Genomic DNA, 16986 nt, shown 5'->3' on the forward strand with positions numbered 1-16986 from the left:
AATAATAGAATATGAGCAGTACTACAATAGTAACAACTAATCGCGATTTCAGTTGATCACACCATGGCACTGACAAGTGCACCTGTGTCGGTAATACCAGCTTCTTTCATCGCTTCAGCGATGGTTTGAACTAACGAACCCATTTGAGCTTGCATTGATACAATCATATTAGTTTGCGCTTCGACTTGTGCTTTAACAGCTTCATCTTGCTGGTTATCTAGCGCTTTTAACTTTTCGAGTTGCTCTTTTTGTTGTTCAATCTGTTCTTTGATTTTTTTCAGCTGTTCGATCATTTTAGCGATGTGATCGGGCATATCTGAATTGGCCTCTTTTTCTGCTTTCTCTTTAGTTTCCCGGCCTGATATATTGTCTAACTCTTTTTCTGATAAACGATAGCCAGTAGTATCGTTACTTTTTACCGTAGACTCTGATGGTGACGCAATTGGCTGTCCCAGTGGTTTATGTATCTGCATCATGGCTCTTTATAATGTGATTTAATCATACTTATCGGCTGAAAGAGGCGTTACTAAAGGGGAGGCATGTAAATAAAAGCCAAATATTAATTTGGCTTTTATTTGGATAGCTGCAGACTAACGAACTTGGTTAGCCCATTTTTCACCGGCTGGTGTGCGGCGCCATTTAAAATACTGATCAAGTGTTTCTAGCGCTTGTTTGTCGGGCACTGGGCCGACTTTTGGTTGCTGTTGAAAATACATAGTGCTGGGTTTGTCATTATTAAAAGCAGGCCAATTTGGTAATGCATCGTCATTTGGATTGCTATTTTTGGCAAAGTTAGTCCAGTAGTTTGCCATTATATCTGACATTTTTAAATCATTTTTAGTTACATTCGGATCTGCTTTATTAAGGTTTTTAAACATATAGGCTATTTCATGACCGTGGCCAGAGCCATAATCTTCATCTTTGCCGCCAAGTTTACGCTCAGGATGGTGATCAAAGTAATATAAATAAACAGGGGCTCTTCCATGTTCAGTTTGTAACTTAGCCCAGCTCCAAGTATGCCAACCAAAGGCAGCATCACGCACCAGATTACGGGCGCTGCGAGGGATGCTGTTTTTTGCAACAGGGTAAGCTTCAAGTAAGCTTGGCGCAAATTGACCGAAGCGAGACTTTACTCCATCAACAAAATTATTAACATCAGGGTCCCACACAAAGCTGACGCCTTCATCCGAGTTATAACCAATTAAAGCAGGTACATCATTAAACTTGCCTTGCTGATAGAGCTTATATTGGTCGTCTTTTATCACATAGCCGTCAACAATGGGCCAACCACCGGGAAGTGACCAGCCTTTTGGTATAAAAGTTTTTGCGCTCATTTTTCGCAGTTGTGCAATGGAGCTTGTGCCAAACTGTTTTACATAGTCGAAACCTTCTGTTTGAGCCTGTTGTAAGGTTGACATGTTTTCACCGGGGTAGTTCTTAATGCGAGTAGGACCAAATGAACCACCACTTTGCGAGATAACTTTGTTAAATAACCCTTTAGCTAACGGTGAGGCGGCAAGCATGCTAACCGAAATGCCGCCCGCAGATTCACCCGCAATGGTAAGATTATTTGCATCACCACCAAACTCACTAATGTTTTGTTTAAGCCACTTTAAGGCGGCTAGTTGGTCGAGCAACCCATAATTACCTGATACGCCAACTGGGCTTTCCTTATTAAGTTCAGGATGGGCTAAAAAACCTAATTGACCAACGCGATAAGCAATAGACACTACTATCACGCCTTTATTGGCAAGTTCGCTACCATCAAAAATAGGATCTGATGAACTGCCAAAGCTAAAGCCACCACCGTAGATCCAAACGAGCACCGGGAGCTTTTCATTATTTGATTGCGCGGGCGTTCAAATATTCAGATATAAACTATCTTCACTGCTCCCAGATACGGGATCGCCTGCTTGAATTGGGGCAGGGGCATACGCTTGTGCTTTAAGCACACCTTGCCATTTTTCAGCCGGTTGCGGGGCTTTCCAGCGCAACTCTCCAACCGGTGGTTTAGCAAAGGGCACGCCTTTAAATACGGCTAAGTTTTGCTGGGCCGTGCCTTCAAGTTTGCCCTGTGCCACGCTGACTTGGGTTAATGGTTCTGCGTTTGCGCTGGCTGCTGCTGTAGCAAAAAATGTGGCCCATAAAAGCCGTTTAAGTTTTGATACGTTCATAATCATTCCTTTAAAATTGCTTTGCTTATCTTTTAATTGCCAATCAAGCTTATAGTTTGCTGTAGCAAAAAGTTGCGCGCCATCCCAGAATTGACCTGCAATAGCGATTTTTTTCAGATTTGCGCTTTGGTAAAATTCACTGAGCAGATTCGCAAATTGTGCTCTAATCCAATCAATGACGTGAGGGAGCATGCTATTTCTGGCCTTATTTAAGAATTTGTCATCAAGGCTGTTTTGCCTTTTGCCCAGTGCTATCACTAAGTAACCATATGAATTAATCTCAGACAGCATATGCTCAAAAGGAAATAAGGTGTCCATTCAGCCGCCGTTAGCAATAACTTTAAATGCTGTCATTTTGGCAAAGCAAAAACAGGGTATAAGAACATAAGAATACGGTACATAGCCCTTACTAAGTTGTTATTATAGTACAAATGGTGTGGTAGAAGATAAGTGATTTTTTGAAATAATTGATAAATAAAAAAGCCAGACTCTCGTCTGGCTTTTCACGACAACAAACTATTGGGCAAGGCAGCTCGCCCAAAATAGTTTATTCTTGTGCAGTTGCTGCATCAAAGAGTGCTTTAATTGCATCAGCATCAATTGCACCGCTGAATACTTTTAACTCATCAATTGCACCAGCATAAGGCGTATCCCAATAGTTTACGCCTAACGCAGATTCATTGGTCTCGCCTGCAACAGTGAATACACGTGGAAAACCTGCAGCTTCAAGTTTTAATTCACCATTTACGTACATTTTTAGTGTATCACCATTGCTACCATCGACAGTCATGGCTAAGTGAGTCCATTTGTCTTTAGGTATACGAGTATCAAGCTCACCGTTATCGAAAAATGCGCCCGTAGTTGCCCAAAGTCGAGTTTTATCAGTACCATCCATTGATGGGACAAGGCTTAACCACGTTGACGAATTTGCACCGGCAAAGAATGCAGTCGTGTAACTGGTAAATACATCTGGTTTTAACCACAGTGAAATTGAATAGTCATTCGTTGTAATTAAGTTATCAGGTAATCTCACTCCAACATTACCATCTAGATGTACAGCTTGACCGATAATACCGTCAGTGAAAGTGACAGCACCGCCTTGGTTATCTATCCGGTTACCGGTTGCGTTACCTTTACCGTAAACGCCTTCAAGCTCAGCTAAATCACCTTCAAAGCTATATTGCGCAGGGGCAAGTGATTTAACGGTAACATCGAAGGTTTTAGTGTCAGTGAAGCCTTTATAGTTAATCGTTGCAGTTAAGGTGACGATTTGATCGCCTGCCAACGCACTTGGTTGATTAACGATAGCTGTGCCATTAACAGGTTTTAGGTATTCTTCATTATTTGATGTCCAACTGATACCGGATACAAATGGACCAACACGCGGTAGAGTGAGGTTATCACGCACTGCTGATACATCACCTAAATCTAATGCATCTTTTACAAAACCAGCGAATTTTGTTGGATCAGTTAAGTTATTGATAGCAGCTGCATTGATGTCTAAGTTACCAAGGGCATAGTCATATACTATTAATTCATCAATCTCGCCTTGGAATGGTAAATCCCAGCCATAGTTTACGCCAAGTGCAAAGTTACCCGTTGCATTACTAAAAAAATCAGCGCGTGGCATTGATCCTGCTAAAACCCCATCACGGTAAAGTTTAGCTTCGCCGTTGGCATAAGTGATTGCAACATGCGACCAAGTAAGCGTTGCCGGGGTTGCAGAAATGATTTGGTTCCACTGTTCAACACCCGCATCATCTAAATATTTGCTCCATAGCATTGGTGTGGTTGTAAAATGAGTGTTACCAGGGATCAAGCTCATCCATCTATCAACAGTCGTAGTGGCGAAGAATGATGGTGAAAAATCAGTTAAAACCGTTGGTTTCAACCAATAAGAAACAGTGTATGCACTTGATTGAATAAAGCTATCAGGTAATCTGACACCTGTTGCACCATCAAAACTAAATGCTTGGCCTGTTTGCCCAGCAGCATACGCTTGATTACCTGCGCCGGTGTTTAACAAATTATTATCAGTAGTTGTGGCACTTGGTAAATTTCCTAAGCTATCTGTGAGCGCATTTTCAAATGAATAATGTGCTATCGCATTTTTAAACTCAGGACGTGCGGTTAAATTAACTGTAAATGTTTTACTCGTGGTTTGGCCGTTTAGCTCAATATTGGCTGTGAGCGTCACTGATTTATTACCACGGTCTGGGGTTGGAATAAATACTGCACCGTCGCTACCTATGTAATATTCATCACTACTTTGCCAGCTGATTTGTGCGCCATCTTTACCAAGAGTTGGTAATGAGTAACCTTCATCTGCAATACTTAACTCAGTTTTAATATCCAACGCTTGAGCAACAGTGGCAAGGATATCGCTTGTTGCCGTAATATCGTCAACTTTAGTTGCCCAAACCGTTGCTCCTTCACTTGATACTCCCGACAGCGTTGGTACAAGTGCTTTATTGGCATCATCCCATTGCCATTTAGCGACGGCAAAGTAAGTGCCAGATTCTAATACTAGTTTAATATTGGTATTAGAATCATCGCTAGGATACCAAGTACCAGGATCGCTGCCTGTTACTGAGTTATCAGCATTAAGTGCAATGTGAGTTGAACGAATAGCACTGGTATTAACGGTTGTACCATGGTTTATGAATTTGTAATAACCTTGGATTTCGTCCATCGATAGTACATTCTCACCATTGAGTGGAACATAGCGTTGTGGTGAAAGTACAGGCCAACCAAGTTGGTTAATGAACATTTCATGGGTTCGTACTTGGTGTGCTTCAGCACTTTCTGGAAATTCAGTAGAGCTTAATGGGAAGCGAGTGTGAGTGACAAATAAATGTTTGCCCGATGCCTGATCATAATACGCTGAGTTATGACCCGGTGATTGATAACCCCAAGCTGGTGCTGTTTCTCCGAGCTCTTGGGTATATTCAAAACCACCTAATAGTTTTTCACCTATTTCAAGGCCGCCTGCAGAGGCAATATCGTTGCCCGCATTATCTAAATAAGGACCTTGTGGGTTCTTTGAACGTGCAACACGTACATTATAACCATCATTAGCAGCAAATCCTGCAACTGAGTAAAAAAGATAGTAGTAATCACTTTCAGGGCTATACATAGTAAATGCACCTTCCATAGCACGGAAGTCACCACCGACTAGTTTAGTTCCATAGCCTTGTCCTGCTTCAGGCATGCCTGTTGTTTCATCTATAGCAAGTACAAATATCCCGCCAGAGTATGAACCGTACACCATCCATAAATTGCCATCTTTATCATAAAAAGCGGCGGGGTCAATGGCATTGGGATCTACAGCGCCAGCCAATGTTGTTTGCCCATTATCTAATGGATACTTAGCAAATTCATCATCAGTACGGTAGCCGCTGCGTAAAAAAATGCCTTTATTTTTGTATGGACCTTCAATAGAGTCTGCTTCTGCAAGACCTAAATAAGAGCGATTAAAGCATACTTCATCAACAGTGTTAGGTGTATCTGGATTATCTTGAGCGCAATGATTGTAGTAAAACCAAAACTTGCCGTTGGGTGCTTTAATTACATCAGCAGCCCAGTTACCGGTAAAGCCATCAGTCCATTCAATACCCTCTGCAATTTCGGTTGTGTAATTAAAATCAAACAACGGGCTTTCATTTACAGCACTGTTTGCTGATAAACTTGAAATCATTTCCCAGTTCATTAAATCGGTCGATTTAGCGGCAGCTAAATGTGAGCCAAAAATATAATAAGTATCATCGACTTTTAAAACCGACGGATCATGCACGGCAACATTCGTCACTGTTACATTGCCATTGTTGTTAAATTGTACACTGCTACTTACAGTTGGCTTTGCGGTTGCAGTAGGTTGTGTCGCTAATACGCCTTCGGGCGCTGAATTGCTGTCTGAGCCGCATCCTGTAACAGCTAAAGCGCAGCTGATCACCATCGCTAATCTGGTTAGTTTCATTTTTTAATGTCCTCTTATAACTGGGATTTTTGTTATTTAATGTTGTCAATAAAATTGCTGTGCACCTAACGTAAATAGCAACTACGTAGTATTGTAATTTTATAATACTATATCAAATGTGCAAATACTTTTGCAAAAGTAATTGGTATGTAAATAAAAAGTGCTTTGTTTACAATGCTTACAGCTGTGTTTCAATTATCATCAAGCAATGATTTGCGACGATTTTTCGCTTATTTACAGCAAGTAATGTAAGTATTACGCGAAAATAGAGGGGTTTAACCAGATCTCAGGTAAAGGTATTTACGAATGCTTTGATTTAAAATTATAAAGGTTAATAAAGTGTCTACCTAGAAAGTTATCAGGGTTCACTAGGTGAGTTTACGCGTCAGGCACTTACCTATTGCAAGTTAACTCAACGCAGTTAGCGATTGAAAATCGTCTTTATAAGTAGATTTATTCACCAGCGAACAATTTTTTAAACCACGGTGATAGGGGCTCTGCAGTGAGAGCCCCTTCGTTGACTGAGTTATTTGTCTTTACTCAACCCTTCAGTGGTCATGATGATACGCTGTAAGGTACCATCATCATTGTATATAAGTGGTTCAATCGCAACTGAGCGACGAAAACGTCCGCCACTTGGCTTGCCATCTTTTGGTGGTACTGCACCTGTATGGTAAATAAAGTAACTTTTATCTTTAAACTCGATAATTGACTGATGATTAGTCTCGCTGTTACCGGCAATCTCATTGAGAATGCCTTTGTACTGCCAAGGGCCATGGATACTTTTACTCATTGCGTAGCAGATTTTTTCTGGAAATTCACATGCATAAGAAACATAGTAATATTCATCTTTCTTATGAACCCATAAAGCTTCAGTGAAATTAGGTAAGTCGATGGTTTTGATTTCACCGTCTAGGCTTAATAAATCATCACTTAGTTTTACATATTTAGGTACGAGGTTACCAAAAAATAGGTAGGTATCACCGTTTTCTTCTACGTAGATGGCCGGATCTATATCATCCCAATCATTCGGTGTTTGGGTAGTCATATCATTAGTAACCAATGCATGACCTATAGCGTCTTTAAATGGTCCGGTAGGAGATTTCGACGTTGCAACACCAATTGCAAAACCAGGTTTAGTTTCATCATGGCGAACAGTGGTGAAGAAATAAAAGGTGCCATCACGTTCAATCATATGCGCTGCCCATGCATCGCCCTTAGCCCATTTAAAGTCAGTGGCTTTCATTATTGGGCCATGCTTTTTCCAATTCACCATATCGGTTGATGAAAAAGCAAGCCAGTCATGCATCTCAAAGAAAATATCATTATTTGGGGCAACATCATGACCGGTATAAAGATAAACTGTGTCCTTATGAACTAATGCCGCAGGATCTGCGGTGAACACGTCGGTAAATAATGGGTTTTGTGCTGCAACCATACCGCTCGATAAGAGTAATGGTAACGCAAGGGCTGTTAATTTATTTTTCATATGTATCCTTATAGATGGTGTAAGCCAAAGTGTCTGCGCTTATGTGTAGTTTTAGTTAATTCATGGCAGCTGTGAGTACTAAAAATTAGTAAAAGTACAATAAAAAACACCATTAATTGTATTATTGTATTTTTATTGTGATGACATCAGCATAACCGAGGTAAATATATAGTTGCAATGCATTTATATTTTTACACAGTATTAATGTGATTGTTATTCGCATTGTCGACTTTAAGTTTTTGAATTGCATAGCCTTACCTTTTTAATTGTTAGGTGGCTAGATGAAACAAGCTAATAAATCAACTATTTCAATGGAGTGGGTGTTAACTACTCTTTACAGGTTATTTGAATTTGTTGTTTTTTGAGTTGACCCTTAAATAGTCATACAATATGATTAAAGTCCGGGTGTTAATCTATATACATAGTAAATGTAGATATCTCGTATACTGTTTTGACAACATACAATGGGCAATGCAGTGGTCACTCTTCGGTAACTTAATTGGATAGTTCAGAGTTCCGATATAACTATAATTTGGAGAACACCGCTAATGTTTAAAAAAACACACATAGCCAGTGCAATAGTTTTGGCATTTTCATGCCAACTGTCTTATGCACAGGATGAAGTAACAAATACACCGCCAGATAGCACTGATGATATCGAAGTTATTCAAGTATCAGGCATTCGCGGTAGCTTAAACAAAGCGTTAGATGAAAAACGCGCTAGCGTACAAATTGTTGATGCGATTGTTGCCGAAGACATTGGTAAATTTCCTGACAATAATGTCGTTGAAGCACTACAGCGAGTTTCAGGTGTACAAACTACCGGCCGTGGGGGCGGTGAAGTCAGCAGTGTATCAATTCGTGGTCTAAGCGATGTTCATACTACTGTAAATGGCCGTGATGTTTTTACCGGCTCAGGTCGTGATGTGTCGCTGCAAGATATTCCTGCTAGCTTACTCTCTGGTGTTACCGTATATAAAACGCGATCGGCAAAGCAAGTTGAGCGTGGTATAGCTGGCTCGATTGATATTAAAACTCAGCGTCCATTTAACTTTGATGGTAAAAAAGTAGTACTAGCAGCACGCGGTATTTATTCAGACCAACCTGACAAAGTTGACCCTAATTTAAGTATGTTATTAAGTAATCGTTGGGATTTGGATGGTGCGGGTGAGTTTGGTGCACTGGTCAATGTTTCCTATTCTAAAACGCACTACCGCGATGATACATTAGCTGCAGGGGCTGCATTACCCTATTTCACAAACCAACCAGCTACTGGTTTTAGACCTTATTCTCCAATTCCTAGAACGTTAGGAGCACCGGGTAACGAAACCTCTGTTTGGCAGAGCTTAGAAAATGGCCTACCAACAACACCAGGTTCAGCGCTTGATATAAATGGCCAGTCAGCAGAGTATTTACTTGGCCGTGACGCTGTTTTTGGTAACTCTTTTAGCGGTGAACGTAAGCGCCCAGCAATAACAGCCTCATTTCAATGGGCACCTAATGATACATTAGAGTTAACGGCTGAAGGTTTTTATACTGGCTATCGTAATGAGTCACAAAATTCATTATGGCATGCGTTTAGTTACAATGATAACGTCGGCATTGAAACACCGGTTACTTACGATGACACAAATGTCATAAAGCAAAGACAAACCCTCGGCGCAGATGGTTTTGTAAGTGGTGATGCTACTTCTCAAAAAACAGACACGTATTTATACGCATTGGGTGCGAAGTGGCAAGCATCAGATTATCTGACCATTAATAGTGAACTGGTATATCAAAAAAGTGATTATGAAAGCGACTTTTTAGCAATGCGCTTTAATCGCGCAACTTTTCCTACTCTAAACGTTGATTATAATAATGGTGGGGGTGTACCCGCAGTCGTATACGAAGACGATCCTAATACACCTGTAAATGAAGCTGATATGAGCGCTGTTGCAAACTGGAATGCTGCTGATCTATATGACAATGGTGATGGCAACAGTGGTGACTCAATTGCGTTTACGTTTGACGCAGAATATTTATTTGGTGGCACATATATTGATAAAGTTTCTTTTGGTGGGCGCTACGAAAAACGTACTGCAGAAGCATTCACCCGTACTCAGAATAAATATCAACCAACATCGCTAACTAATTTCATGAGCCAGTTAGTTGAAGCAGGTGTAAGCGATGACGGATCTGGGCTTATCTATCAGGTTGATGATTACTTTGATGGCCGAGCTAACGTTTTCAATAACTTTATCGCAGCAGATGGTGGTTACTTACTTGATAATGTAGATGCTGTTCGCTCTGTCTATGGGTTTAACAAAGAAGATAAGTATAAAACGTTTGATATTGAAGAAGATTCTTATGCTTTATATAGCACAATGAATTTTTATCTCTCTGAAAATATTAGCGGTGAGGTTGGTGCTCGTTATGTGAAATATAATCAAGATATGAAGTTTCAATCACTATTATCTAAGAATCCTGCTCAGTATGACCAAACCGTTGAATCAGAAAGTATCAATAAATTGCTACCAAGTTTATCTCTAAACTGGAATATTACAGAAGATATTGTCGGGCGTGTTGCGTATACAGAAACACTAAGAATGCCTAATTACGCTGATTTAAGCTCTGTGGCACGTTACGAAGATCCAATTACTAAAGCGCAAGAATATGGTACCGGTAGTACTGGTAATCCTAATTTACAAGCTACTGAGTCAAAAAATTATGACCTATCGCTAGAGTGGTATTTTGCTGATACAAGTTCTTTATACGCGTCTTACTTTAAGCGTGAAATTGATGGGTTAGTCATTTCATCACGTAGAAATGTTGTACGCGAAGGCGATGATGGTGAAACTCGTCCATACGTTGTTAGCTTTCCTGGTAATGCGTCAGATGGTGAATTATCTGGTCTCGAGTTAGGATTAGTCTATTTCCCAGAAAATCTGCCAGCCGTTCTTGATGGCTTAGGTATGCAGGCAAGTTACACTAACTTAGACTCTTCGCAGGACACTCCTGACTTTGATTCGCTAGGTAATATTACTGGTTATACTGAAACAAGTATGACAGGCGTTTCTGATGAATCAGTTAGTGTCGTTGGTATTTACGAGCGAGAGTCATTTGATATGCGTTTGTCATACTTATGGCGCTCAGCGTTTTATAGCGGAACAACGGATGCTACTTTTGCGAATCCATTACAAATATGGAATCGGCCAGAGCAAAGTTTAGATTTTCAGGTTAGTTATGATGTAAGCGAAGAGTTAACGGTTACATTTGATGCTACTAACTTGTTAGATGATAAGTATCAAACTTATTATGGAGAAGGTAACGAAAATCTATTTAATGCGGGAAGTAGTATTTTTTCTCGTACATTTGCTTTAGGTGCACGGTATTCATTCTAATGTAAATTAGAGTATAAAAAGCCCCGATAACCTCGGGGTTTTTTTATGCTTATTCATATTATACAGAAAATTATTCCCATTGCTTGTAAAGCTAATTGTTTCGTCTTTTTTGTTTCCCCGTACTTGGAATTACCGATCTTAATATATGTTATAGCTATGGAGCATTGGCATACCCTTTCAAGTGAGTTGTTAATTTGTAGTATAATAATTATTTGATTTAGGATGAGTTATATTTCACTTTTTGATACTTCTATCTTTCCCGTAAGATTATATTTCATCAACCAATTGTTTTTTATGGCCTTGTTACCAAGATTTGTTTTTTTGATTTTTATTTAACATTTATTTATTTTTATCAGTTGACTGTTAATTAATCATACAATATTATCAATGTCAGGCAGCAAATAATTAACATAATAAAAGGCAACCTTAATACAGGCTCTGACAACAAGTTTGTAAATAAGGGGAAGCAGAGGGTAATAGCCTTCTGGGGAAAACAAATGGAGAACACCACTCATGTTCAAAAAAACACACATAGCTAGTGCAATAATCATGGCTGTTTCATGTCAGTTTGCATATGCGCAGCAAGAAGATAATGCATCGGTAAATGCTGAGAAAGACGACATTGAAATTATTCAGGTTTCTGGTATTCGTGGTAGCTTAAATAAGGCACTGGCTGAAAAACGCTTTAGTACACAAATTGTCGACTCTATTATTGCAGAAGATATTGGCAAGTTCCCAGATAACAATGTAGTTGAAGCACTACAAAGGGTTACTGGTGTACAAACCACAGGCCGTGGTGCTGGTGAAGTGAGTACTGTGTCTATTCGTGGTCTAACGGATGTTCATACTACGGTCAATGGTCGAGATATTTTTACCGGTGCAGGGCGCGATGTTGCACTGCAAGATATTCCGGCGAGCTTACTATCTGGCGTAACAGTTTATAAAACGCGATCAGCAGATCAAGTCGAGCGAGGTATTGCGGGTTCAATCGACATTAAAACAAATCGCCCGTTTAACTTTGATGGCCAAAAAGTTGTTTTAGCTGCACGTGGTATTTACTCCGATCAACCAGATAAAGTTGACCCAAATATTAGTGCACTGCTAAGTAATCGTTGGGAAATTGACGGCGCTGGTGAGTTTGGTGCACTGTTTAATGTGTCGTACTCTGAAACCAATTATCGTGATGATACGATAACTGCAGGTGCAGCGTTTCCATTTTTTACTAATAATCCGCAAGCAATGTACTCTCCTTATTCACGTATTCCTGAATATGACTCGCAAGGAAACAAGGTTTGGCAGATTGGTCAAGAGAACGGTTTACCTAATACTCCAGGGTCTAAACTAAACGTTGAAGGTGAGCCGACAGAGTATTTAATAGCACGTGATGCTATCTTTGGTACGTCATTTACTGGTTTACGTAAACGTCCAGCAGCTTCTATCTCGTTGCAGTGGGCACCGGTTGATACTTTAGAAATAACCGCCGAAGGTTTTTACACCGGGTATGAAAACGAGTCACAAAATGCGATGTGGTTTTCAAACACGTTTGAAAACGGCAATGGCAATATTGAAACACCAACTATTTTCGATGGCACTAATGTAGTTAAAGAAAAACAAGCGATTAATGCAGGTGGTTTCCAAAGTGGTGATTTCTCATATGGTAAAACAGATAGTTACTTATATGCACTAGGTGCACAGTGGCAAGCTAGTGAATATTTAACAATTAACACTGAAGTTGTTTATCAAGAAAGTGAATTTGAAACTGATTTTTTTGCAATGCGCTTTGACCGTGTAGCCAAAGGGTTAAATGTTGATTTTAATGATAATGACGGAGTTCCTGGGATTGCATTTTGGGATGATCCTAACACCGCAGTAAATGAAGCTGATATGGCTGCAATACAAAATTGGAATGCGGGTACGGTGTATGATAACGGCGGTGGTAATCGCGGGGATTCTACGACATTTACTTTTGACGCTGAATATCTTTTTGGTGGTCGATTCATTGATAAAGTGAAATTTGGCGGTCGCTACGAAAAACGCACAGCTGAAGAGTTCACTCGAACAAATGAAGGTGGGATTGGTAATACTAGTGTTGAAAGTTTAATTCAACAATTGGCCGCAGCAGGCGCTACTGGTGATGGATCCGGTATTGTATTCCATGTGGATGATTACTTCGATGGCAGGGCAGATACATTCAGTAACTTCGTTACCGCTGATGGTGGTTACATGCTTGATAACGCTGGTGCAGTACGCAACGTGTATGGTCTAGAAGCCGAAAATGTTTATAAAAGCTTAGATATTGAAGAAAACTCGTATGCATTATATACAACCACTAATTTTTTCATAACTGAAAATATAAGTGGGGAATTCGGGGTGCGTTATGTCAAATATGAGCAGGATATGGACTTCACAGCAGAAACTGGAACAAATACTAATATTTTTGATTCCAGCTCTGCGAGCGCAGACGTCAGTAAATTACTGCCAAGCTTAGTTCTAAACTGGAATATAACCGATGATGTGATAGGTCGTTTTGCTTACACTAATACCTTACGTATGCCTAATTTTGCAGATTTAAATGCCTTGCAGTATTTTACGGATCCTCTTACAGAGGGAACTAAGAATGGGACGGGCACAGGAGGGAACCCGCAATTACAACCTGAAGAGTCGACAAATTATGATATCTCTTTAGAGTGGTATTTTGCCGATTCAAGTTCACTTTACGCAACTTATTTTTTACGAGAAATAGATAGCCGAATAGTCCCAGGGCGAAAAGTTGTGATGCGACCTGATAAGAATGGTGACATTATTCCTTACGCGCTTAGTGCCCCTGTTAATGCAAGTGAAGGCGAATTATCTGGTTTGGAACTTGGTTTAGTATATTTCCCGGATAACTTGCCTGAAATGCTAAATGGGCTTGGTCTGCAAGCAAGTTTTACCGCACTAGATTCATCTCAAAAACTACCTGAGTATAACAACGATGGAACCATTAGCGGTTATGTAGATTCAAGTATGGCTGGTGTATCTGATCAATCATATAGTGTGGTGGGTATTTATGAGCGAGATTCGTTCGATATGCGCTTATCGTATGTATGGCGTTCAGAGTTCTATACCGGTAACGAAGCGGCTATTTTTGCTAATCCATTGCAATTTTGGAACCGTTCAGAACAAAGTTTAGATTTCCAATTTAGCTATGATGTAACAGATGATTTTGTGGTGACTTTTGATGCTACAAATATACTCGACGATGTGTATCAAAGTTATTATGGTGAAGGCAACGAAAACATCTATAACTTTGGTAACGGTATATATTCACGCACTTTTGCAATTGGTGCCCGTTATTCTTTCTAAGTTTATATAATCTTTAAAGTACAAAACCTCGACTTTGGTCGGGGTTTTTACTTATCAACCCATTGAATTGATTTAACTTGTATTTATTCGCTCTGAGATAGTTGAGCTTCCAAAATTATGATTCGTCGAAAAGAGTTGCGATCCTATTAGTATGATAATACTATCAATGAAGTTATCATTAAATTTACAATAATAAGCAATACAATGGTCACCAGTGTGATAAAACAAAGAATAGGTGACCTTTATTATTTTAAATATGGCGTATTAAGGTACTACATATTTTAAAAATCAGGTAGTTGTATGGAAAATCAAAAGTTATCAGTGGTAGAAAAAGTCGGTTTTGGTGCCGGTGATATGGCAGTAAACGTTATGGTTGCTGCATTATTTTATTTTATGTCGTTTTTCTACACCGACATTTATGGCCTCGACCCTGTTGATATGGGTATTTTATTTTTAGTTGCACGTTTTGTTGATGCGTTTACTGACCCATTAATGGGCGTGATTACCGATAAAGTAAAAACTCGCTGGGGGCAGTTCCGCCATTGGTTCTTATTTTTATCTGTGCCATATGGTATTTCAATCGTCCTGCTATTTACCACTCCAGATTTTGATTACAATATGAAGTTGGTGTGGGCTTACCTTACTTATTTATTTGCCACCTTGATGTTTACCGGTGTAGCAATTCCTTATATTTCGTACATTGGCGTATTAACCGCAGATCCTAAAGAACGTTTATCAGCGAATGGTTATCGGATGTTTTTTGCCAAAATAGCCAATGTTATTATTGTATTTTCTGTACCTTTACTGGCATCAATGTGGGGCGGTGGCGATATCGCTCATGGTTATAAACTGGCAATGATTTTAGTGTCTACCTGTGGTGTAGCATTGTTTCTGTTTTGCTTTTTTACTACTCGTGAACGTATTACTCATGAACCACAAACCGAAAGCATACTGACCCAATTTAAAGTGCTGATTAAAAACGATCAATGGTTGCTGCTATGCGCCGCATGTGTGCTTGGTACTTTAGGTTATGCAATTCGTGGCAGTGTGGCTATGTACTACGCTAAGTACTATTTAGGTGCTCCTGATCTGGCGGGTACTTTTACCAGTGCAGGTATCGCAGCATCAATAGTATCTATGGTGGCAAGTACGTGGATCACCCAACGTTATTGTAAGTTAAAACTATTTAGATGGTCACAAATCGCAGTGTTGTTTATTTCGCTGATAATGTTTTTTGCAGTGCAACCTGGTGACATCTGGTTGGCCTTTGTGTTGTATATCATTTTATCTTTCGTGGTTGATTTGCATGCACCGGTGTTTTGGTCCGCGATTGCAGAAGCGGTTGACTATGGCGAAATTAAAGACGGTGTTAGGGCATCAGGTTTGTCATTTGGCGGGATTTCATTTTGCCAAAAAGCCGGTGGTGGTTTAGCGGGTCTTGCCGGTGGTTTACTGTTAGCTTTTTTTGATTACCAGCCAAATATTGAACAAAGTCAATTTACCATGACTGGATTAGCATTAATGCTGACCATTATTCCTGGTGTGTTTCATGCCATTTTGGGCTTTGTGCTATTTAAATACAAAATTACCGATAACTATTATACCGATATGGTTAAAAACCAGCGGTTACCAGAATAATTTTAGGAGCATTTATGTCAACTTTACCTAAACCTTTGATCCCACAACGTGCTGATCCATATATTCATAAGCACACAGATGGTTATTATTACTTTACCGCGTCAGTGCCTGCCTATGATGGCATTGAACTGCGCCGTGCAAAAACCCTAGAAGGGCTTGCAACTGCAACGCCAAAAATGGTCTGGATGAAGCCACAAACAGGTCCATATTCTGAGCTTATTTGGGCTCCTGAGATCCATTTTAATGATGGCGCTTGGTATGTTTATTTTGCCGCAGCACCGAGTAGTGAAATTAAGCACGATTTATTTCAGCATCGTATGTATGCAATTAGCTGTAAAGATGCGGATCCGATTGAGGGCGAGTGGCAGTTTTGCGGTCAAATTGAAACCCCATGGGATACTTTTTGTTTAGATGCCACGACTTTTTATCATAATGATGAGCTTTATTATTGCTGGGCACAAAAAGAACCGGGTGTAAAAGGTAACTCAAATCTGTACTTGGCAAAAATGTCATCACCAACAGAGATCACTGGCGAAATCACCCGTTTAACCATCCCTGAACTTGATTGGGAAATAATTGGTTTTTGGGTGAATGAAGGCCCTAACGTACTTAAACGTAACGGTAAAATATTCTTAACGTATTCAGCCAGTGCCACCGATGAAAACTATGCTATGGGCTTGCTATATGCGGACCTAGATAGTGATTTATTAGATATAAATAGCTGGACTAAAGTGCAAGAGCCGGTATTTCGTAGTAACGAGCCTAAGTCGATGTTTGGCCCCGGGCATAACAGTTTTACGCAAGATGAAAATGGTAACGACGTGCTGGTTTATCACTGTCGTCAATATACTGAAATTGAAGGTGATCCACTGTGGAACCCAGATCGTCATACCTTCACAAAATCACTAAATTGGGATGATAACGGTATGCCTGTTTTTGGTAAGCCTGGCGAACAATAAAAATAACAAAAGGACTCTGTGT

7 protein-coding genes and 1 pseudogene are annotated in these 16986 nt (G+C 39.9%); 4 read left to right on the plus strand and 4 right to left on the minus strand.

What is annotated here, in order from left to right; translation table 11 throughout:
- Positions 1-56: 56 nt before the first annotated feature.
- The 4 genes and pseudogenes from H5154_RS06440 to H5154_RS06455 form a co-directional block, all read right to left on the minus strand.
- On the minus strand, positions 57-476 hold the full coding sequence (locus tag H5154_RS06440) for a hypothetical protein (protein WP_259397091.1): 420 nt from the start codon (positions 474-476) through the stop codon (positions 57-59).
- Positions 477-590: 114 nt separating this feature from the next.
- A pseudogene (locus H5154_RS06445) lies at positions 591-2492 on the minus strand (carboxylesterase/lipase family protein).
- 229 nt (positions 2493-2721) lie between these two features.
- Entirely contained in the window at positions 2722-6150 is a 3429-nt protein-coding gene (locus H5154_RS06450; RefSeq protein WP_182717786.1) for a LamG-like jellyroll fold domain-containing protein, read from the minus strand.
- Positions 6151-6676: 526 nt separating this feature from the next.
- Positions 6677-7639, minus strand: a complete 963-nt coding sequence (locus H5154_RS06455; RefSeq protein ID WP_182717787.1) for a glycoside hydrolase family 43 protein — start codon at positions 7637-7639, stop codon at positions 6677-6679.
- A gap of 548 nt (positions 7640-8187) precedes the next feature.
- Here H5154_RS06455 and H5154_RS06460 point away from each other — a divergent pair.
- The 4 genes from H5154_RS06460 (at position 8188) to H5154_RS06475 (ending at position 16964) form a co-directional block, all read left to right on the plus strand.
- Positions 8188-11022, plus strand: coding sequence for a TonB-dependent receptor (locus H5154_RS06460; RefSeq protein WP_182717788.1), 2835 nt, complete (start codon positions 8188-8190; stop codon positions 11020-11022).
- A gap of 513 nt (positions 11023-11535) precedes the next feature.
- Positions 11536-14367, plus strand: coding sequence for a TonB-dependent receptor (locus tag H5154_RS06465; protein ID WP_182717789.1), 2832 nt, complete (start codon positions 11536-11538; stop codon positions 14365-14367).
- 300 nt (positions 14368-14667) lie between these two features.
- Complete coding sequence (locus H5154_RS06470; RefSeq protein WP_149980054.1) at positions 14668-16005, plus strand: MFS transporter; 1338 nt, start codon at positions 14668-14670, stop codon at positions 16003-16005.
- 14 nt (positions 16006-16019) lie between these two features.
- Positions 16020-16964: a glycoside hydrolase family 43 protein gene (locus H5154_RS06475; protein WP_182717790.1), complete on the plus strand. Its 945-nt coding sequence runs from the start codon at positions 16020-16022 to the stop codon at positions 16962-16964.
- Positions 16965-16986 lie beyond the last annotated feature (22 nt).

Source organism: Pseudoalteromonas sp. SR44-5 (genome assembly GCF_014163675.1).
Taxonomy (GTDB): domain Bacteria; phylum Pseudomonadota; class Gammaproteobacteria; order Enterobacterales; family Alteromonadaceae; genus Pseudoalteromonas; species Pseudoalteromonas rhizosphaerae.